Consider the following 20,347-nt stretch of genomic DNA (forward strand, 5'->3'; position numbering starts at 1 on the left):
TCATGAACGAAATAGATTTGAGTTATGACGTGTCTGACGAAGAAATATTAGAACTGATTAAAAACAAAATTATTGAAAAATCCAAGACAGTTCCGGTTTCGCTAGGGGAAAGGCGCATAGTACAAACCCATGTGTTTAATTCCCTGAGAAAACTGGATGTTCTTGAGGATTTGCTAGCCGATGAGGAAATCACTGAAATAATGATAAATGGACCTGAAAATATCTTTATAGAAAAGAATGGTAAGGTGATTCATTCAAAGGAGCGATTTTCTTCAGAGGAAAAGCTGAATGACATTATCCAAAGCATAGTGGCAAACAGCAACAAAATTGTAAACGAGTCAAACCCAATAGTGGATACCAGGCTTGCAGACGGTAGCCGTGTAAATATAGTGCTGAAGCCTGCAGCGGTGGACTATGCCATTTTATCCATCAGAAAGTTCCCCAAGGAACAGATGACCATGGAAAGGCTAAGGAGTTTTGGCTCTATTTCAGGGGAGCAGATTGAGTTTTTGAAGAAGCTTGTAGCCTCAGGGTACAACATATTTGTATCGGGAGGCACCGGCAGTGGAAAAACATCCTTTTTAAATGCGTTGGGAGAATTCATCCCTGCAGATGAAAGGGTAATTACAATAGAGGACTCTGCGGAGCTACAGTTAAAAAATGTGGACAATCTGGTGCGCTTGGAAGCCAGAAACGCAAATCTTGAGGGTAAAAATGAAATAAGTATTAGAGATTTGCTAAAATCGGCACTTCGAATGCGTCCAGACAGAATAATAGTTGGAGAATGCAGAGGTGCAGAAGCTTTAGAGATGCTTCAGGCCTTTAACACAGGGCATGACGGCAGCTGCTCCACAGGTCACAGCAATTCCTGCAAGGATATGCTCTCAAGACTTGAAACAATGGTGCTAATGGGTGCTGAAATTCCACTGCCTGCAATAAGACAGCAGATAGCCTCAGGTATAGATATCATTGTTCAGCTTGGCAGACTTAGGGATAAAAGCCGAAAGCTTCTTGAGATTACAGAGGTGGAAGGCCTGGAAAATGGCGAGATTAAGTTGAATCCGTTATATCAATACAAAGAGCTCAGCGAAGAAAATGGAAGGATTATAGGTGAATGGCAAAAGGTAGGAAGTTTGATTCATACAGAAAAATTAGCCTCAAACGGGATGATGTAACCCCTTTTATGCAAGGGTTTCTACTGACAGTGGTTATAGCCTTTTTGTTTTACAGGCATATAGCAGGGCTTTTGGCAGGTATACTTGTAATTCCATTTTGGTTGAAGCTAAAAAATGAGGAAAAACAGGCTGAAATTTTGGCAAAAAAATCTTTGGAATTTAAGGAATACATGATGCTAATTGTGGCAGGCCTTCAGACAGGTTATTCTCTGGAGAGGGCAGTTAAACAGTCTGAGGATGAGCTAAAAAAGCTGTTTCCAGAGGGCTCCGTCATACTTCCCTACATTCGTATCATGAATCAAAAGATATCCATGAATATTCAGCTGGAGCAGGCCTTTGACGAATTCGCAAAGGCTATTGGATTAGAAGAAGCCATAAGTCTTTCAGAAATAATCGGCTTTGCCAAAAGAAGTGGTGGCGATTACAGCAAGAACATCAGGGACACAGCCCTAAAGATAGAGGAAAATTTGTCCATAAAACAGGAGATAGAGACTATTACGACAGAGAAAAGGCTGGAACTTAAGGTCATGTGTGTGATGCCAATGGGAATACTTGCTTATATTTCCCTGACATCTAAAAGTTTTATCGCTCCTCTCTATGGAAACCTGGTAGGGGCTGGGGTTATGACAGCCTGCCTTATAGGCTACGGTTGTTTCATGATGCTTGGCAGAAAGATCATTGATATCAAGGTTTAAGGGGAGGCTGAATTGCTTAAGAGTTTTGAATTAACAAAAAAGCAGCTTATAGAAATAGTTGTTGTGATATTTGTGGTTGGCCTTGGAATTCTAGTTTTTGACTTTGTGAATGCAAATTATGGATTCGATGGAACTGTCAGGAGAAATGAGGCCGGTGCAGGTCCATCTTCAGAAAATCTTAGAGTGGATTTTAAAGATAACACCAAGGATTTTACTGTGGAAATATCTGATAAGAAGCTGTCTAAAAAGGAACTAAAGAAAGCCTTTGATAAAGCTATTGCAGAAATAGATGAAACTTATTTAGGCCAGAATAAATCAGCAAATGATGTATGCCAGGACCTTGATTTAAGGGATAGTTATGTAGATGGCTTGATTGCAGCGGATTGGAAATTTGACTACTACGGCATTATAGCCTCCGATGGAACCTTGAATCAGGATGATATCCCCGATGAAGGGGTTGTGGTAAACATCACAGGAATGCTTAGCTACGAGGATGAAGAGAACCTATACAGTTTTTCTGTGGTGGTTAATCCTAAGGGGATAGATACTTTAGATGGGCAGATTGCAGCTATAAATAAAGCTATAAAAAATGAGGATGAGAGTAGTCGCGGTAAGGAAAAGATGAAACTACCCAAAGAGGCTTCCGGGATGAAGCTATCCTGGAAGAAAAAGATGAATTATCGTGGGCTGCAGCTGATTATCTTAGGTATGGTTACTGTAGCTGGCATTCAGATTGGAAAAAAGCGAGATGCAAAAAAACAGCTTGAAGCCACTGCCCATGAAAAGGATATGGACTATCCTCTTATTGTAAGTCAGCTGTCAATTCTCATGGGAGCTGGCATGAGCTTTAGAAAAGCACTGGAGCGAATTTCAGTTAAATATGTGAATGGCCTGAAAAACGGAGCTAAGCCAAGAGCTGGTTTTGATGAAATACTTATGACCTATCGCAAGATTACCGATGGTAGAAGTGAAATTCAGGCCTTGGAAGAACTGGGAAAAACCTGTGAAAGCAAAGAATACAGAAAGCTATCAATGATGCTTGTTCAGAATTTGAGAAAGGGATCAAGGGATTTGCTTGAGGCTCTGGAAAAAGAAGAGAAATATGCCTTTGAGCTAAGAAAGCAAAAAGCAATCAGGGCAGGTGAAGAGGCATCTACAAAGCTTTTAGTACCTATGGCAGGAATGCTTTTTATAGTGATTATTATTTTGGTTGTTCCGGCTATTTTGCAGATGAATTTATAAACATAAAAAGAAAGTTGAGGAAGAAAAATGAACTATTTAATGAATAAGATAAAGAACTTTGTTGTTGAAGAGGATGGAATTGGAACAGTGGAAATGATTTTGATTTTGGTGGTACTTATCGGAATCGTTCTTATATTCAAGGACAATCTAAATTCACTTGTAGCAGACATTTTCAGAACTATTAAAACACAGGCAGGAAGAGTGTAGTGGCAAAAGGATCACTATCGGTTTTCTTTGCACTGATAATGACGGCTGTTATGGGGCTGATTTTCACCATGGGCGAATGCATTAGGCTATACGAGCTTAATGACTTCGCTCAGGAGTATACCGATATGGCGGTAGAAAGTGCCTTATCGGAATATAATCCATATCTTTGGGCCAATTATAAGTTACTTGCCATTGATTTAGGCTATGGCAGTAACTCAAAAGGTCCAGGGATTATGGAGCAAAAGACCCTTGATTACTGCAAATACAATTCTAGCGTAGAGTCGGGCCACAATTTTGCAAGACTAACCGCTGATAGCTGTATGATTCAGGATTATACCCTGCTATCTGATAACAATGGGGCAGGGCTAATGACACTTGGTGTAAAGGCTGCAAAGGAAGGACTTGCAACTCAGGTAATTGATGGTATTCAGAGCAAGGTGGATAGTATCAACAACATAGAAAAGGTGTCGGTGGAGGATAAGGCAAAGTCAGGAAAGCAATCCTTAGAGGAAGCCAAGGCAGCCAATTCTGCCGCGAAATATGCAGCAGAACATGATGATAATCCCGATACCCATGCTTCAGATTATCCTGATCCTGTGGAAGTGGAAGAAAATCCTTTAGATATATTTGAAATCCTAAAGGAATCATTTTCAAAAAGCGTTTTGTCATCGGTTACAGATGTGGAAAAAGTGTCTGACTTAGAGATGGATATTGCAAATGCCCCATCTCACAGGCAGCTTCAAAGTGGAACAATGGATATGGAAAGCTCATGGGAGCTGACAGACAAGGCGCTTTACATAGATTATTTGATTACAAATTTTGGCTATTTCGGTAATTCAAAGCATGATGGGATGAAGTATGAGGTGGAATATCTTCTTTCAGGAAAACATACGGACCCACAGGCTTTGGCATCGGTAGTAGAGCAGATTCTTTTAGTTAGAGAAGCGGCAAATTTCTATACCATCACCCACACACCTTCACTTGAGGCACAGGCGGAGGGCGTAGCCATGGCTATAGCTGCATTCGCGGGGAATCCTGCAATAGAAGGGATAGTGAAAAGCGGAATAATAGCAGCCTGGGCATATGCTGAGTCTACTCTTGATGTGCGCTTGATTTTAGCTGGTGGGAAAGTACCAGCTGTTAAAAACTTAGATCAATGGACAAGCGACGTGTGGCATTTAGCCGGAGTCACAAACGTAAATTACATGGCAAAGGACTGCGGCGGAGGAATAGGCTACAAAGACTATTTAATTGCATTTTTAGCTTTAAGGTCAAATGAAACACTTTCAATGAGAGGCTTGGATATTCTTGAAAACGCTCTAAATTCCACAGAAGACTACAAGGATGTGAAGGTGGACAATCTATTGCTTGCAGCAAACGTCAGGATGGGATACTCGGCAGAAGAGATGTTTTTATCACTATTATCATCAGTTACGCCTGATGATGTCATGGATTCATATTTCCTGGAAAAGGAAAAGTTTATTAGTTATTAAACCAGAGAGGAGGTGTAAAAAGGTGTCTCTATTCTATAAAAAACCATATCTGATTGCACCAGATATGCATGGTGGCCCGCCAGCTGCCAAAAGAACTATCAAACATTTCTCTTTTATAAGCCAAATTCAAGGTCAAAACAATATTTACCAGCCAGAGATGCCTTTTTATGCCTCCTCTAAAAAGGCAAGCTATACCATAGAGGCGGCAGTTATCATGCCATTATTTATCACTCTGATGGTATTTGGAATGTTTATTTTCAGACTGCTACAGGTTCAGTCGGGAGTGCAGCAGTCAATCAATGCGACCAGTCGCACTATGTCTGTAGCATTAGGAAATCTGGCAAATTCAGGGACTTCAGATACAGATGTGGATACAAGTGACGAAGAACCTACCATAGAAGGCCTACTGTCAGAGGGTGTTTTAATTGGTGCCGCAGCGGCAAAGACTGCAGTGGAAATGGAGGACAGGCATGTGCCCATAGAGTTTATAGATGGTGGTGCAGCAGGATTTAGTTTTCTAGGTACATCTTTTGAAGGAAACTATGTGGATATCAAAGTAGATTATCAGATGACCTTTCCTGTAGGCCTGTTAGGCCACTATACATTTGATGTATCCCAGCGGGCCAGAACAAGAAAATGGGTAGGCTACGATAAGACAGAGGATTTCACCGACTCTAGATATGTGTTTATAACCGAAAAAGGTGAACATTATCACATGAATTATCATTGTACTTATCTGAATCCTTCTGTACACAGGTTGCCGATAGAGGAATTGGAAGCAGCCAGAAACAAGGGAGGAGCCAAATACTATAGGTGCGAAAGATGCAAGGGTAAAACCACAAGGGGATTCGTATTTGTAACAGATTACGGAACCTCTTTCCATGGTGATATTAATTGCAGTGAAATCAAGCACAATATTAAAAAGGTGCTATATGAGGAAGTGAAGGACATAATGCCTGCCTGTAGCAAGTGCGGACATTAGTTGGAAAAAATATGGAGTAAATGATTTATGGAAGCGTTTGGATTGGCCGTGTTTTATGGCCTTACAGCAATTGACGATGTTAGGACAAAAAGCATAAGAGTATTGGAAGTGATTATATTTGCGGTGATAGGGGTATTGATTGATGTGATTTTAAAACCTTACTCCTGGGTAAGCATTGCAGGTGGAGTGGCAGTTGGCGCAGTTTTATATATTATAAGCATTCTGACAAAAGAAAAAATCGGCAAAGGGGATGCCGTGATAGTGATGGTCTCAGGGCTTTACCTTGGTTTTATGAACACCATGATAGTGCTATGGCTGGCCTCATTACTTGCTGCTATCGTTGGAGTAATAATGGTTAGATGCCAAGGGCATCAGATTGATGTTGAAATACCCTTTGTTCCATTTTTGCTTGTAGCATATGCGACAGTGTTTTTGGTAGGACAGCTAGGAGGGCTGATGTTATGAGATTAAAAGGTAGCTATACAGTAGAAGCATCAATGATTATTAGCTTTAGTTTTTTGGTATTTGGGATGGCAGTATGCATTGGTTTTGAGCTGTTTAAAAGTACAGTGGAGTATGTAAGCTACAAGCCAGATACCTTTGACGCTGTACAAGCATTTAGATTGAAGGAAGGAGTAGTTGGCATTTTTAATGCCATAAGGAATTGATGATGGATATAAGTTATAAGAGACAACACAATGAAAGCTTTATGGTGGTTGAACTTGAGGATACAGTGTCAACCTACGAGGAAAAGATGATAGAAGAAAATCAAATATCCTCACTTCTGACAATCACAAGGCTGAATTTTAACGGATGTATGCAATATCACTACAATATCAGCAGAAAAGAAAATCTGGAGGATTTCTTAGATTCTCACGATTTAAATTTGGACACATTCAGAAGGTTTGTAGTCAATCTAAAGCTGGCATACGCAGAACTGGATAAATATTTGATTGATGAAAGGCATATTTGGCTAGATAAGGAGTCAGTGTTTTTTGAGAAGGGTGCAGACAGTTTCAAGCTAAGTCTATGCTTTTATCCAAAGGATATGGGTACCATGCAAGAACAGTTCAGATTCATTATGGATTACATTCTTAAGAAAGTGCCATCCGCAGACAGAGAATTTTCAAGAATCATCTATGAAATATATGATTTATGCCTAAAGGAAGACTATACATTAGGAGAAATTCTCGAATATCTGCAGCCAAAAGAGTCGGAAGTTGAAACAAAGGTGGAAAGCATCAACCTTAGAGACGATTTCCTGGTAGAGCCTACAGAAGAATTAAGGGCTGATGACTATCCCTTAGGTCAGGAATTTGTATCAGATTTAACTTCATTTCAAGTGCTGGAAAAGCCAAGCATATTTGGGAAATTCATATCAGGCGCAAAAGGGTTTTTAACTAAAAAAATAGAGTTCAAGGATGAATATTTAGAGGAAAGTGAAGACTTTATCATAGAGCCTGATGCAGAATTTGAAGAAAAGACGGTACTATTATCTGAAACAAAGCCTGTAGGCAGGCTGGTTTATGATGGCCAGGACGGAGAAAATGATTTTCTTGTGACAAAGGATATTTTCAGGATAGGAAAATCAAAGTCTTGTGATGCCGTGATTTCAGCCCCTACAATCAGCCAAAATCATGCAAAAATAGTCAGAGAAGGGGACGATTATTTCTTAAGTGATATGAATTCCACAAACAGTACCTTTCTAAACGACGAAGAGCTTGTGTACAGAAGACCTGTAAAGCTGAAAATTATGGATAAAATCAGGTTTGCAAATGTGAGCTATACTTTTATGTAAACGTTGAGAAACTAACCTGTTTCTGTTAAAATAATACACAGTTTGTGGGATTTTAAGGGTATCCCAATAGGTTAGGAGATAAAATAATGAACATTATTGATAAGGTGTTTGGTACACATTCGGAGCGAGAGCTTAAGCGCATTAAGCCTATCGTTGATAAAATAGAATCATACAAAGATGCTATGGGGGCTCTTTCTGATGAGGAGCTTAAAGCTAAAACTACAGAATTTAAAGAAAGACTTGCTAAGGGTGAGACCTTAGATGACCTCCTTCCAGAGGCATATGCTACAGTTCGTGAAGCCGGCAAGCGTGCTCTTGGAATGGAGCATTTCCGTGTTCAGTTAATCGGTGGTATCATTCTTCACCAGGGCCGTATCGCAGAGATGCGTACCGGTGAAGGTAAGACTCTTGTTTCTACACTTCCTGCATACCTGAATGCACTTGAGGGCAAGGGTGTTCACATCGTTACTGTAAATGATTACCTGGCAAAGCGTGATGCTGAGTGGATGGGCGAGGTTCACCGTTTCCTTGGTCTTACAGTTGGTGTAGTTCTTAACGATATGACAAAGGAGGAGCGTCAGGCAGCATACAATTGTGATATTACATACATCACAAACAACGAGCTTGGTTTTGATTACCTCCGTGACAATATGTGTGTTTACGAGAAGGACCTTGTTCAGAGAGGCCTTCACTACTGTATCATCGATGAGGTTGACTCAGTTCTTATCGATGAGGCACGTACACCACTTATTATTTCTGGTCAATCAGGAAAGTCTACAAAGCTTTATGAGCTTTGCGATGTTTTAGCCCGTCAGCTTAAGCGAGGCGAGGATCTTCCAGAATTCTCAAAGATGGATGCCATCATGGGCGTTGAGAGAAATGAGACTGGAGACTTCATCGTAGATGAAAAGGACAAGGTAGTTAACCTTACAGCAGAGGGTGTAGAAAAGGTTGAGAAATTCTTCCACATTGAAAACCTTGCAGACCCAGAAAACCTCGAAATTCAGCACAACATCATCCTTGCACTTCGTGCTCACAACCTTATGTTTAAGGATCAGGATTACGTTGTTTCAGATGGTCAGGTCATGATTGTAGACTCATTTACAGGTCGTATCATGCCAGGTCGTCGTTATTCAGATGGTCTCCACCAGGCTATCGAGGCCAAGGAGCGCGTTGAAGTTAAACGAGAGTCTATGACTCTTGCCAGCATCACATTCCAGAACTTCTTCAACAAATACGATAAAAAGGCTGGTATGACAGGTACAGCGCTTACAGAGGAGCAGGAGTTCCGTGATATCTACGGCATGGATGTTGTAGAGGTTCCTACTAACCGTCCTGTTCAGCGTATCGACCATGATGATGCTGTTTACAAGACAAAGGCAGAAAAGTACAAGGCTGTAGTTGAAGAAGTAAAAAAGGCTCACGCCAAGGGGCAGCCAGTACTTGTAGGTACTATAGATATAGATATTTCAGAGCTTGTTTCAAAGATGCTTCGTAAAGAGGGAATTGAGCACAATGTATTGAACGCTAAGTTCCATGAGAAGGAAGCTGAAATCGTAGCCGAGGCCGGAAAGCATGGTGCAGTTACCATCGCTACCAACATGGCAGGTCGTGGTACCGATATCAAGCTCGATGAGGATGCACGAGCAGCCGGTGGTCTCAAGATTATTGGTACAGAGCGTCACGAGTCACGTCGTATCGACAATCAGCTCCGTGGACGTTCAGGTCGTCAGGGTGATGTTGGTGAGTCTCAGTTCTTTATCTCACTTGAAGACGACTTAATGCGTCTTTTCGGTTCAGAAAGACTTATCAATATGTTCAACGCTCTCGGTGTTCCAGAAGGAGAGCAAATCAAGCATAAGATGCTTTCAGATGCCATCGAAAAGGCACAGAAGAAGATTGAAGAGAACAACTTCTCAGCTCGTAAGAACCTTCTTGATTACGATCAGGTAATGAACGAGCAGAGAGAGCTTATATACGCACAGCGCCACAGAGTACTTATGGGCGAAGACATGCACGACCAGATTCTTGGTATGATTCGCGACAAGGTGGATGAGTGCATTGAAAAGACAATCCCAGACGATGTTGAAAAAGAGCTTTGGGAGCTTCAGGAGCTTAATCATCTCCTTTGCCCAGTAATTCCAGTTCCTGTTATGAATCAGCTTTCTATTGGAAATATTAAAAGCAAGAATGAGCTCAAGGAGAAGCTTACAGAAATCGCTCTCAAGATGTATGCAGACAAGGAAAAGGAATTCGAGCAGCCAGAGCAGTTCAGAGAAGTTGAGCGAGTTATTTTACTTCGTGTTATCGACCGTAAGTGGATGGAAGAGATTGACGATATGGAACAGCTTCGTCAGGGTATCCGTCTTCAGGCATATGGTAACCGTAATCCAGTTGATGAGTACAAGGCAGCCAGCTACGATATGCTTGATGCCATGAACGCATCAATCATCAATGATACACTTACAATGCTTTACAGAATCCGCATTGAAAAGAAGGTAGAGCGTGAGGAAGTGGCAAAGGTTACAGGAACAAACAAGGATGACACATCTGCCCGCGCACCGAAGAAGCGTGAGGATAAAAAGGTCTTTCCTAATGATCCATGTCCATGCGGAAGTGGTCTTAAATACAAGCAATGTTGTGGTAGAGCAAAATAATCTAGATAGAGTAGGGCCTCATACAAAGTATGAGGCCTTTTTTAGAGGTGTTAGATGAATCAATTAGAAGAATATTATAACAAATTCAATGAGGACAAGCGCTTAAGCAGTCGTCACGGCATTATGGAATTCACTGTGACTATGAAATATGTTCACAAATATTTAGAGCAGCTTGCAGCTGAAAAATCATTGGAAAAAGCTGAAATAAAAATATTAGACATTGGCGCAGCAACAGGCGGCTACAGCATCCCTTTATGGGAAGAAGGCTATGATGTCACAGCTGTAGAATTGGTAAAGCATAACATTGGAAGACTTAAGGCTAAGGGTACTGGTGTAAAAGCATATCAGGGAAATGCCCTTAAGCTCAAAAGATTCGAAGACAATACCTTTGATTTAACTCTTCTTTTTGGCCCAATGTATCATCTTAAAACCACAGATGAGCAACTTCAGGCTCTGCGAGAAGCGAAGCGAGTAACAAACCCAGGAGGATATATTTTAGTTGCCTACGTTATGAATGAGTATGCATTCCTCACCTATGGAATAAAGGAAGGCCACGTATTGGAAAACATAGCAGATGGAAAGCTTGACGATACATTCCATGTTCGCCCAGGGGAAGATGACCTTTATATGTTCATGCGCACCGAGGATATAGACAGCCTGAATGCCGAAGCAGGTCTTACTCGAATGCAGATAATATCCCCAGATGGCCCGGCAAATCACATGCGTCGAGAGGTAAATGCCCTTACAGAAGAGCAGTTTAAACAGTTTATAAATTACCAAATGTCGGTATGTGAAAGAGCAGATTTACTTGGAGCCAGTGCACATACAGTAGATATATTAAAGAAGGAAATATAATGACTTGAGGGGTATTTGAAAATAATAGAAAGGATGTTATAATGTAACTAAATATTAGTTGCAGTTTTCAAATGCCAAAAAAGAAGGATTTAATAGAAAAGCTATATAGAAAACCATATCCAAAAAACTTTACAACCAGAGAATTAGATGCTCTTATGAGCAAATGTAACTGTGAGAAATATCAAGGTGGTAGAGGGTCTGGAATTGGATACTATCATATTATTACAGGGAGACAGCTTCAATTTGATGGTCCTCATCCCGGAAATGAATTATACAAATATCAGATTGATATGATTAAAAAATTTATTAAAGATATTGGAGAAAAGGAGTAGCTTATGAAATCAGATATGATGAAATATAAAGGGTATCGGGCAACCATAGGCTATGATAGTCGGGATAATATTTTTGTTGGGCAGGTTTTTGGAATTAAAGATTCCTTAAATTTCCATGGAAGATCAATTGAAGAATTAGAGAAGTCTTTTCATGACTCAATAGATAATTATTTAGAAGTGTGCGAGAAATATGGAAAAATTCCTGAAAAGGAGTACTCAGGTACATTTAATGTAAGGACTACCCCTACAATACATGAAGAGGCAGCAGAGTATGCGGCAGAGAATGGATTTACTCTAAATCAGGTGGTGACTATGGCTATGGAAATGTTCTTGGTAAATAAGAAAAGAGCAGGAATATAGACAAAGTGAATAAAATCACAACAATATAATTGTATAATTTATACACAGCGTCAGTGGTTTTTTCTGAAAATCGTGGTATTCTATAGGTATAAAATGGAAAACAGGCTATAGGAGGTTTTACCATGAATATTTTCAAAGAATTATTTGACAGCGAAAACGGTACAGTAATGACTTTTATAGAGTATTTAAAGAGCAGCTACATCGACTAAGTCGAGTAGCTGTTTTTAGGCATAAAAGTTTAATAGATTGGAGTATTTAATTAACATGGGTAACAAAAATGGAAAAAATAAGGCGTTATTTATAACCCAAGCAGCCATGATTGCAGCCCTTTATGTGGTACTAACATGGGTGGCCAACACCTTAGGTTTGGCTAACGGAGCCATTCAAGTGAGATTTTCCGAGGCGCTTTGCGTTCTTCCAGTGTTTACCACAGCTGCAATCCCAGGATTATTTGTTGGATGTTTGATTTCCAATATTATCAATGGCTGTGTAATATGGGACATTATTTTTGGAAGTATTGCAACACTTCTTGGCGCAGTAGGAACTTATTATCTTAGAAAGACAAAGTTCATATTTACTCTGCCACCAGTAATCGCAAACATGGCAATAGTTCCATTTGTTTTGCAGTACGCGTACAAGGTAGAGGATGCGTATTGGTTTTTAGTAGTTACAGTAGGAGTTGGTGAAGTGATTAGTGTATGTATCTTAGGATTTATCCTAAAATTAGCTTTAGCAAAAAATAAAAAAGCAATATTTGAACAGGACAACTAAAAACTAGCAATTAATAAAAGGTCTGTGATTATCTTTTTAGCAAGATGAATCACAGGCTTTTTTTCTATAAAAATAATTAAAAAAAATGTAACGAATACAGAAAAAAGTAGACTAATATTGTAGAATCAAAAAAGTGAGTAAGAAAGGAGGAAGCCACAGCTTGAATATAAAGAAAATATGTGAAGAATACTATCCGCTTGTGTTAGGCTACCTTCTTACCCTTGCTAATGGAAACAGAGATTTAGCCGAGGATTTGACACAGGATACATTTTACAGAGCAATTAAAAATATCGATGGGTTCCGAGGTGATTGTAAGGTTTCGACATGGCTTTGTCAGATTGCAAAGTATACGTTCTGGCAGTATCTGGATAAATCAAATAAATACAAGCAGGTACCGCTGGATGAGGTGATGAATATTTCAGCAGGTGAGCTGGTGGAAGAAATGTACATCAGAGAAGAAACTAATAGAGCTTTATACGAAAGTATAGAAAAACTTGATAGCCTGACAAAGGATGTAATGCTATTTAGATTGACTGGTGAAATGTCATTCAAGGAAATAGGTGAGCTGTTGGATAAAACAGAAAACTGGGCGCGAGTAACCTTTTATCGAGGAAAGGCAAAAATAGGAAAGGAGATGAATAGCTATGAGTAAATTTGAATGTGAATTAGTTAATGATCTTCTTCCAGGTTATGTCGATAAGAAAACATCTATTGAAACTAATAAGTTTATTGAAGAGCATTTTAAAAGCTGTGAGGAATGCAGAAAACTGTACGAGGCAATGATTGATGAGGTGAGTATTGAGAATCAGCCTATGCCTTATCAGAAAAAATTCAGAATTAACAGCATAGGAAAAATGATGTTAATAGTTTTAGGTTATCTAGTTGTTGTGATAATTGGATTAGTAGTTTTCACCTACATAATGGTAAACGGGGTGATTTAATGGAAAAGAAAAATATTTCGTGCAAAATAATAGAAGATTTGCTGCCTTCATATATGGATGAAATACTGTCTGAAGGAGTTAATGAGGCGGTGCAAATTCATTTGGATAGCTGTGAATCATGCAGAAAAAAACTTAGTGAATTACAGCATCAGCTGGATGAGGGAAAAGCCCAGACAGAGAAAAACGAAGCAGCTTTTATAAAGGGAATTAAGAGATATAAGCATTATGTAATTGGTATGGTTATAGGAGCAGGAATACCAATAATGGCGTTGCTGCTGTTTATTCTATGGGTAATGGTTATATCAATGAACAGTTAAAAGGAGCAGGAAATGTTACAGAAGAAGGGCACAAAAATTGCAATTGGTATCATAGGTGGATTGATTATTGGTCTAATTACAGTGATAGCTGTTATCTTCATATTTATTTTATTGTTCTTTTTCGGAGGTCCACCAAAGGTAACAAAGAACGTTGAAAAATATGAGCAGACAATGGAAGAGAATCTTACACGTGAATATGGAAAGGCTAGAACAGAATTCATAACTTTTCCTAAGGAGATTCCTGAAAGTGCATTTGAACAGGAAACAAAGCCAGAATTTTATAATTCTTTTCAGGACACTTGGGATGACCCTACTTACGAAGTGTATTTAAAATGTCAGTATAGCGATGGCGAATACGAAAGCGAGATAGAAAGGCTTAGCACACTAGAGAAAACCTACACTAAGTATGATGATAGAAAAAAGACACTGAAAAAAGACAACACGGATAGATTTAATTATCCAGCCTATATAGCAATTGATCACAATGATTATTCTTATGAGTATGCGCTAGATTTAGGTGATAATAGTATTGCATATATTTATGTAGCATATAAATCATCTGAGAAAAACCTAAAAAAGATTCCAAAGGAATATCTACCTTCCGATTATGAGGAAAGTTTGACGCTAGAAAATGGTAGTCATATGAATACAACGTATGAGGATAGCAAAGCCTATAACATATATGAGGTTCCATTGCATAAAGGAAATAGCGCTGTTCATGGATTGAGCGCTTACAATATAGTGGAACTGCAAAATGCGTGTGATGGTATTTCTGGACTAGCGATTTTCCCAGATGATATAAGTAATCTAAAAGATGGTTCATTTGTATATAGAAGTGATAATGAAAAAGTACTTGTAGTTTTAGAAGCTGTATACTCTCAGGGCGATTATAAGATAGAAGAAGACAGATTAAAAGATGAAGAGTATATGTGCGCCACATATGATGATTCAAACTATAACTATCCAGCTTATGTTTTGCGAGCAGGGGCAATAACGGGTCTTCCAGAGGATATTATGGAGGAAACTGATAAAGCAGATATTCATGAATATGCTCTTATGGACAAACCTAACAACAAGATAATATATGTTTTAATAGCCTATCCAAAAGAGCAGGAATTGAGCCTGTACGAGGATTATTTGGCAGTAAATTAAAATGACAGCGAGGCCTGTGGCTCAGCCTTTTTACGAGGGCTGAGTTTTTTGTTGCCAAAACCTGTAATAAGTTATAAGATAAAGACAAACCTGTAATAAGTTATAAGATGATTCAAAACATGTAATAAGTTGTAATACGAGGAGGCGGGTTATGAATAATCCTTTTAGCTTAGATTTTGGAACAGAGCCTAATTTATATATACCTAGACATGCAGAACAGAACAATATAATCAGTACTTTTAATTCAAGTGTACCATCAACCCATATGTATTTAATACTTGGTGCGAGAGGATCCGGAAAAACAGTACTTATGACATCGGTTTCACATGAATTAGCCAAACAAGATGATTGGCTTCATGTGGATTTGAGTGTTGAAAAAGATATGTTGAATTCTTTGGCTGCAAATCTGTATAAAAAAACTCAAGGTAAATTTCCAAAAATCAAGTTTGAGGTGTCTATTAAGGGAGTATCTGTATCAGTTGATAAAGAGGAAAAATATTCAGATATTCAGTTAGATATTGACAACATGCTTGAGACATTGGCAAAGAAAAATATAAAAGTTTTAATTACTATAGATGAGGTTATAAATTCTCAGAATGTTAGGGAGTTTACAACATATTATCAGCACTGCTTAAGAGAAAAATTACCTGTGTTTGTTTTAATGACAGGGTTATACAAAAATATTAGAGCATTGCAGAATAATCGTTCACAGACATTTCTAAAGAGGGCTCCTAAGATTTTATTAGGTGCTCTAAACATTAGGAGAGTAGCAAAGCAGTATGAGGAAATATTTAAAATTGATGAAGCTGCCTCATTTGAAATTGCGAAACTCACGGCAGGATACTCATACGCATTCCAAATACTTGGATACTTTCTTTATGCAGAAAAGAAGACAACAGTAGATAAAGATATATTGTTTGAATATGAAACAAATCTTGAGGAATGCTCTTATGAAAAGATTTGGGAGGAATTATCTCCAGGAGAGCAAAATGTTGCAAAAGCCATCGCATCTTTAGAAGATGGGACAACAGTTAAAGCTGTCAGAGATAAGCTTAAAATGGATTCAAACATGTTTTCCACATATCAAAATACATTGATTCATTCTGGAATTCTTACTACAACAGATGCTTCTTATGGAAGATTAAATTTTGCGCTACCATATTTTAAAGAATTTGTACAGAATCATATTTAGTTTAAAATGACAGCGAGGCCTGTGACTCAGCCTTTTTACGAGGGCTGGTGCCATAGGTCTTTTTGTATGCCCTCAGGAAGGTGGAGTAGGTTCCAAAGCCTGCCTGCTCGCTGGCATCCACAATTGGGGCTCCCGCGTCAATGAGAGCCTGGGCTGCAGAAAGGCGCTTCATGGTGATGTAGTTTCCTATTGTGTAGCCGGTCTCATCTTTGAAGGTGTGCATAAGGTAATAGCGTGACAAGAAGAATTTGGCGGCCAAAATATCCACAGACAGATCTGAGGTTAAATTCTCATTGATATATTGAATAATAGAATTAATCTTTGTGCCTGAGTAGCTGGTGGAGATATATTCTACTTCGTCGCTGATGGCTGCCCGATTCAGCTGAACCATAAACTCTAAAAAAAGCACCTGCATAAAAAGTTCATTTGCGTAAGCATTTTTGCCTAGGTTACTTATCAAAGCATTTACAGATGCAGCCACCGGTGAACTTTTAAAAGAGCGAAGTCGCAAAACATGAGAGTTTTTTTCCATTGCATTTCTAAAGCAGTAAGATAAATCATTTTCATCCTTAGCGTATTCAGCCAGAAATTCCTTAGATATATAGATAATGATTCGCTCATAAGTGGAATTATCGTGAAAGATTGGGCGGTGAACTTCGCCCGCATTAACAAACACAATGTCATTTGCCTGTAAATCGAAATTCTGACCTTCTATGGAATAGGAAGTATTTCCTGACAGGTGAATTAAAACCTTGTGGAAATCGTGATAATGGAAATCAATTTCACCAAGATTCGAATCTGACAAATGAAAGATTTTGAAGTTTGAATAAAGATAACCCTTTTTGTTGTATTCGCTCATATGTATATGATAATTGCTAAAAGCACTATTTGCAATATTTTAAACACTAACTGACATTATATCATTAGAAAGTGCGGTGTATACTCAAATTAAGATAAAAGAACTGTCGATTAGATTCGAAAGGACAACTATGAAATTTACAAAAATGCACGGCTGTGGAAATGATTATGTTTACGTAAATCTTTTTGAGGAAAAGTTGGATGACCCAGCATCAGTTTCAATTAAGGTAAGCGACAGACATTTTGGAATTGGCTCAGATGGCTTGATTACAATTGGTCCATCAGAAAAAGCAGATTTTAGAATGAGAATATATAACGCAGACGGCTCAGAGGCTGAGATGTGTGGAAATGGTATCAGATGCGTTGCCAAATACGTGTATGATCATCATCTTACAGATAATACAGAAATTACTGTAGAAACAGGAGCCGGAGTGCTTACACTAATTCTTTATCCAGAAAATGGTAAGGTGCAGCAGGTGCGAGTGGATATGGGTGAGCCAATCCTTACACCAACAGAGATTCCAGTAGTAGCCGAGGGTGACAAGGTTATAGATGAACCAATCGAAGTAGGCGGCAAGACTTGGAACATGACCTGCGTTTCTATGGGAAATCCACACGCTGTTGTTTTTGTGAATGATACAGAGCATTTTGAGCTTGAAAAATATGGTCCACTTTTTGAAAATCATGAAAGATTTCCAAAGAGAACCAACACAGAGTTCGTTCAGATAATTTCCAGAACAGAAGCCAACATGCGAGTTTGGGAGCGCGGAAGTGCTGAGACCTGGGCTTGCGGAACAGGCACATGTGCCTGTGTTATGGCGTCTATTTTAAATAAAAAGACAGAAGATAAAGTCCTTGTACACCTTAGGGGCGGAGATTTGACTATTGAATATGACCGCGCGACAAATCATGTGTTCATGACAGGACCAGCAACTGAGGTATTTGAAGGAGAAATAGAGGTTTAAAAATGAAATTAACAACTCTTTTAGAAGAATTAGATTATGAATTATATGCAGGAGATCTTGATAAAGAAATTTCCACATTGGTATACGACTCTAGAAAGGTAGAGAAGGATAGCGTGTTTGTTTGCATCTCAGGTACAGTAAGAGATGCACATGATTTCATCCCAGATGTAATCGAAAAAGGCGCAGGAACAATCATCATCGAAAAGGATGTTGAGCCCGTAGAGGGAGTGACATACATTAAGGTGGCTAACAGCCGCCAGGCACTTGCATACACATCAGCTGCATACTTTGGTCATCCAGCTAAAAAGCTTAAGACCATCGGTATCACAGGTACAAAGGGCAAGACTACTACAACCTACATGGTTAAATCCATCCTTGAAAAAGCTGGTATCAAGACAGGTCTCATTGGAACAATTGAGTCTATCGTAGGCGAGGAGCGCATCCCTGCTGTCAACACTACTCCAGAGTCATACCGAGTTCAGGAGCTTTTTGCACAGATGGTTGATGCTGGACTTGATGCAGTAGTTATGGAAGTTAGCTCACAGGCGTTGATGCTTCACAGAGTGTCAGGCTTCACCTTTGATATTGGAGTATTTACAAACCTTGAGCCAGATCATATTGGTGAAAACGAGCACAAGGACTTTGAAGATTATATGCACTGCAAGAGCCTTTTATTCCAACAGTGCAAGACAGGTATCTTCAATGGAGACAGCGAGCATATTGAAGGCATCTTAAAGGGTCACACTTGTGAAGTAATTAAATACGGTTATGGCAAGGATAATGACCTTATCGCTGAAAATGTAGAGCTTCTCAATGAAAATGGCGCATTAGGTGTTAAATACCATATTTCTGGCAAGGAAAACATGGATGTAGAGGTAAACGTCCCAGGAACATTTTCTGTATACAATTCTCTTACTGCAGTGGCTATTTGCAAGCAGTTTGACGTTGCTGAGGACAAAATTAAGGCTGCCCTTAAGGATGTTCATGTAAAGGGACGTATCGAGCTTATTCCTGTATCAAATAAATTTACAGTAATGATTGACTATGCACATAATGCAATGGCACTTGAAAGCCTTCTTACTACACTCAAGGCTTACGAGCCAGGCAGACTTGTGTGCATGTTTGGCTGTGGTGGAAACAGAGCAAAGAGCCGCCGCTATGAAATGGGCGAGGTTAGCTCAAAGCTTGCAGATTTAACAGTTGTTACATCTGATAACCCACGTAACGAGGAGCCTATGGATATCATTAGCGATATTTTAATTGGTGTGAAAAAGGCTGACGGCGAATATGTTACAGTTCCAGACCGCAAGGAAGCTATCAGATATTGTCTTGTAAATGCAAAAGAGGGAGATATCATAGTTTTCGCTGGTAAGGGACACGAGGATTATCAGGAAATAAAGGGTGTAAAGCATCACATGGATGAGCGTGAGCTTATCGCAGAAGTTATGGAGGAGAACGGCAATGACATTATTTAAGGGTGCAGGAGTAGCACTTATTACTCCATTCAATGAAGATGAGACCGTAAATTATGACATGCTTGGAACTCTTATTGACAGACAGATTGAGGGGGGCACAGATGCTATCATTGTGTGCGGCACCACAGGTGAGCCTGCTACAATGACAGAAGAAGAAAAACTTTCTGTTATCGAATACACAGTAAAAAGAGTAAATCACCGCATCCCTGTAATTGCAGGTGCAGGTGCCAATTCAACAAGACTTGTTATCGATTTCTCAAAGAAGCTTGAGGCTCTTGGTGTAGATGGACTTCTTATAGTTACACCATTTTACAATAAGGCCACACAGCAGGGCTTATACGAGCACTACACCACCATTGCCAAGGCTATCGACCTACCTATCATCATGTACAATGTGCCATCTCGCACAGGTTGCAACATTTTACCGGAAACAGCCATGAAGCTTGGCCTTGAAAATAAAAATATCGTGGGTATCAAGGAAGCTAGTGGAAACATTTCTCAGATTACAAAGCTTGCAAGCCTGGTAAGAGGCTGTCTTGATATCTATGCAGGAAACGATGACCAGATAGTTCCTATCCTTTCTCTTGGAGGAATCGGTGTAATTTCAGTACTTTCCAATGTTGCGCCAAAGGGAACTCACGACATGGTTATGTCGTATTTAAACGGAGAAGAGGGAAAAGCCCGCAAGCTTCAGCTTGACTATCTTGAGCTTGTAGATGCCCTTTTCTGCGAGGTTAATCCAATCCCTGTTAAATCCACTATGAATATGTTAGGATTTAATGTAGGAAGCCTAAGACTTCCTCTTACAGAGATGGAGGATAAGCATAAAGTGGCAATGAGCCAGCTGCTCAGCCGAATGCCACAGGAAATGCTTGCATAG

At 39.3% G+C, this 20,347-nt stretch carries 23 protein-coding genes; 22 read left to right on the forward strand and 1 reads right to left on the reverse strand.

Features of this window, described 5'->3' with window-relative positions; all coding sequences use genetic code 11:
* The first annotated feature begins 2 nt into the window (after window positions 1-2).
* The 19 genes from BLV53_RS08025 to BLV53_RS08115 all read left to right on the forward strand — a co-directional run bounded on the left by BLV53_RS08025 (window position 3) and on the right by BLV53_RS08115 (window position 16,169).
* A complete protein-coding gene (locus tag BLV53_RS08025; RefSeq protein WP_242879055.1) occupies window positions 3-1,175 on the forward strand; it encodes a CpaF family protein in 1,173 nt (390 codons plus the stop codon).
* A 71-nt stretch (window positions 1,176-1,246) separates the two neighbouring features.
* On the forward strand, window positions 1,247-1,870 hold the full coding sequence (locus BLV53_RS08030; RefSeq protein ID WP_170830796.1) for a type II secretion system F family protein: 624 nt from the start codon (window positions 1,247-1,249) through the stop codon (window positions 1,868-1,870).
* A 12-nt stretch (window positions 1,871-1,882) separates the two neighbouring features.
* The gene (locus BLV53_RS08035; RefSeq protein ID WP_090299668.1) at window positions 1,883-3,112 is read left to right on the forward strand and encodes a type II secretion system F family protein; all 1,230 of its coding nucleotides are present in this window, start codon (window positions 1,883-1,885) and stop codon (window positions 3,110-3,112) included.
* 27 nt (window positions 3,113-3,139) lie between these two features.
* A complete protein-coding gene (locus BLV53_RS08040; RefSeq protein ID WP_242879056.1) occupies window positions 3,140-3,319 on the forward strand; it encodes a Flp1 family type IVb pilin in 180 nt (59 codons plus the stop codon).
* The gene (locus BLV53_RS08045) at window positions 3,319-4,812 is read left to right on the forward strand and encodes a DUF5702 domain-containing protein (protein WP_090299670.1); all 1,494 of its coding nucleotides are present in this window, start codon (window positions 3,319-3,321) and stop codon (window positions 4,810-4,812) included. Before BLV53_RS08040 ends, BLV53_RS08045 begins: the two co-directional genes overlap by 1 nt.
* A 22-nt stretch (window positions 4,813-4,834) precedes the next feature.
* Window positions 4,835-5,794 (forward strand): TadE/TadG family type IV pilus assembly protein, encoded by a 960-nt coding sequence (locus BLV53_RS08050; RefSeq protein ID WP_090299673.1) that lies wholly within the window; start codon window positions 4,835-4,837, stop codon window positions 5,792-5,794.
* Window positions 5,795-5,821: 27 nt separating this feature from the next.
* Window positions 5,822-6,259: a prepilin peptidase gene (locus tag BLV53_RS08055; protein ID WP_090299675.1), complete on the forward strand. Its 438-nt coding sequence runs from the start codon at window positions 5,822-5,824 to the stop codon at window positions 6,257-6,259.
* A complete protein-coding gene (locus BLV53_RS08060) occupies window positions 6,256-6,462 on the forward strand; it encodes a hypothetical protein (protein ID WP_090299677.1) in 207 nt (68 codons plus the stop codon). The genes BLV53_RS08055 and BLV53_RS08060 overlap by 4 nt, the downstream gene beginning before the upstream one ends.
* Window positions 6,462-7,592, forward strand: a complete 1,131-nt coding sequence (locus BLV53_RS08065) for a DUF6382 domain-containing protein (RefSeq protein ID WP_090299680.1) — start codon at window positions 6,462-6,464, stop codon at window positions 7,590-7,592. The genes BLV53_RS08060 and BLV53_RS08065 overlap by 1 nt, the downstream gene beginning before the upstream one ends.
* An 86-nt stretch (window positions 7,593-7,678) precedes the next feature.
* On the forward strand, window positions 7,679-10,249 hold the full coding sequence (gene secA, locus BLV53_RS08070) for a preprotein translocase subunit SecA (RefSeq protein ID WP_090299683.1): 2,571 nt from the start codon (window positions 7,679-7,681) through the stop codon (window positions 10,247-10,249).
* A 54-nt stretch (window positions 10,250-10,303) separates the two neighbouring features.
* A complete protein-coding gene (locus tag BLV53_RS08075) occupies window positions 10,304-11,104 on the forward strand; it encodes a class I SAM-dependent methyltransferase (RefSeq protein WP_090299685.1) in 801 nt (266 codons plus the stop codon).
* Window positions 11,105-11,175: 71 nt separating this feature from the next.
* Window positions 11,176-11,436, forward strand: coding sequence for a HicA (locus BLV53_RS08080; RefSeq protein ID WP_090299688.1), 261 nt, complete (start codon window positions 11,176-11,178; stop codon window positions 11,434-11,436).
* 3 nt (window positions 11,437-11,439) lie between these two features.
* Window positions 11,440-11,796: a type II toxin-antitoxin system HicB family antitoxin gene (locus tag BLV53_RS08085; protein ID WP_207646226.1), complete on the forward strand. Its 357-nt coding sequence runs from the start codon at window positions 11,440-11,442 to the stop codon at window positions 11,794-11,796.
* A gap of 264 nt (window positions 11,797-12,060) precedes the next feature.
* Window positions 12,061-12,567 (forward strand): QueT transporter family protein, encoded by a 507-nt coding sequence (locus BLV53_RS08090; RefSeq protein ID WP_090299689.1) that lies wholly within the window; start codon window positions 12,061-12,063, stop codon window positions 12,565-12,567.
* 160 nt (window positions 12,568-12,727) lie between these two features.
* Entirely contained in the window at window positions 12,728-13,219 is a 492-nt protein-coding gene (locus tag BLV53_RS08095; protein WP_090299692.1) for an RNA polymerase sigma factor, read from the forward strand.
* Window positions 13,212-13,508 carry a zf-HC2 domain-containing protein gene (locus BLV53_RS08100; RefSeq protein ID WP_090299695.1) on the forward strand — a complete coding sequence of 99 codons (297 nt, stop codon included), beginning with the start codon at window positions 13,212-13,214 and terminating at the stop codon, window positions 13,506-13,508. Before BLV53_RS08095 ends, BLV53_RS08100 begins: the two co-directional genes overlap by 8 nt.
* Window positions 13,508-13,825 carry a zf-HC2 domain-containing protein gene (locus BLV53_RS08105; protein WP_090299698.1) on the forward strand — a complete coding sequence of 106 codons (318 nt, stop codon included), beginning with the start codon at window positions 13,508-13,510 and terminating at the stop codon, window positions 13,823-13,825. The genes BLV53_RS08100 and BLV53_RS08105 overlap by 1 nt, the downstream gene beginning before the upstream one ends.
* 12 nt (window positions 13,826-13,837) lie before the next feature.
* Entirely contained in the window at window positions 13,838-14,977 is a 1,140-nt protein-coding gene (locus tag BLV53_RS08110) for a hypothetical protein (protein ID WP_090299700.1), read from the forward strand.
* A 151-nt stretch (window positions 14,978-15,128) separates the two neighbouring features.
* Window positions 15,129-16,169, forward strand: coding sequence for a hypothetical protein (locus tag BLV53_RS08115; RefSeq protein WP_090299702.1), 1,041 nt, complete (start codon window positions 15,129-15,131; stop codon window positions 16,167-16,169).
* Between the two features lies 1 nt (window position 16,170).
* Here BLV53_RS08115 and BLV53_RS08120 read toward each other — a convergent pair whose 3' ends face one another.
* Window positions 16,171-17,028 (reverse strand): AraC family transcriptional regulator, encoded by an 858-nt coding sequence (locus BLV53_RS08120; RefSeq protein ID WP_090299704.1) that lies wholly within the window; start codon window positions 17,026-17,028, stop codon window positions 16,171-16,173.
* A 130-nt stretch (window positions 17,029-17,158) separates the two neighbouring features.
* On the opposite strand from BLV53_RS08120, the gene dapF reads away from it, so the two are divergent.
* The 3 genes from dapF to dapA are packed head-to-tail and all read left to right on the forward strand — an operon-like array spanning window position 17,159 to window position 20,347.
* Window positions 17,159-17,992: a diaminopimelate epimerase gene (gene dapF, locus BLV53_RS08125; RefSeq protein WP_090299707.1), complete on the forward strand. Its 834-nt coding sequence runs from the start codon at window positions 17,159-17,161 to the stop codon at window positions 17,990-17,992.
* A gap of 2 nt (window positions 17,993-17,994) precedes the next feature.
* Window positions 17,995-19,467 carry a UDP-N-acetylmuramoyl-L-alanyl-D-glutamate--2,6-diaminopimelate ligase gene (locus BLV53_RS08130; RefSeq protein WP_090299709.1) on the forward strand — a complete coding sequence of 491 codons (1,473 nt, stop codon included), beginning with the start codon at window positions 17,995-17,997 and terminating at the stop codon, window positions 19,465-19,467.
* Window positions 19,454-20,347 (forward strand): 4-hydroxy-tetrahydrodipicolinate synthase, encoded by an 894-nt coding sequence (gene dapA, locus BLV53_RS08135; RefSeq protein WP_090299711.1) that lies wholly within the window; start codon window positions 19,454-19,456, stop codon window positions 20,345-20,347. Before BLV53_RS08130 ends, dapA begins: the two co-directional genes overlap by 14 nt.

This window comes from Pseudobutyrivibrio sp. ACV-2 (assembly GCF_900107545.1).
Taxonomy (GTDB): Bacteria; Bacillota; Clostridia; order Lachnospirales; family Lachnospiraceae; genus Pseudobutyrivibrio.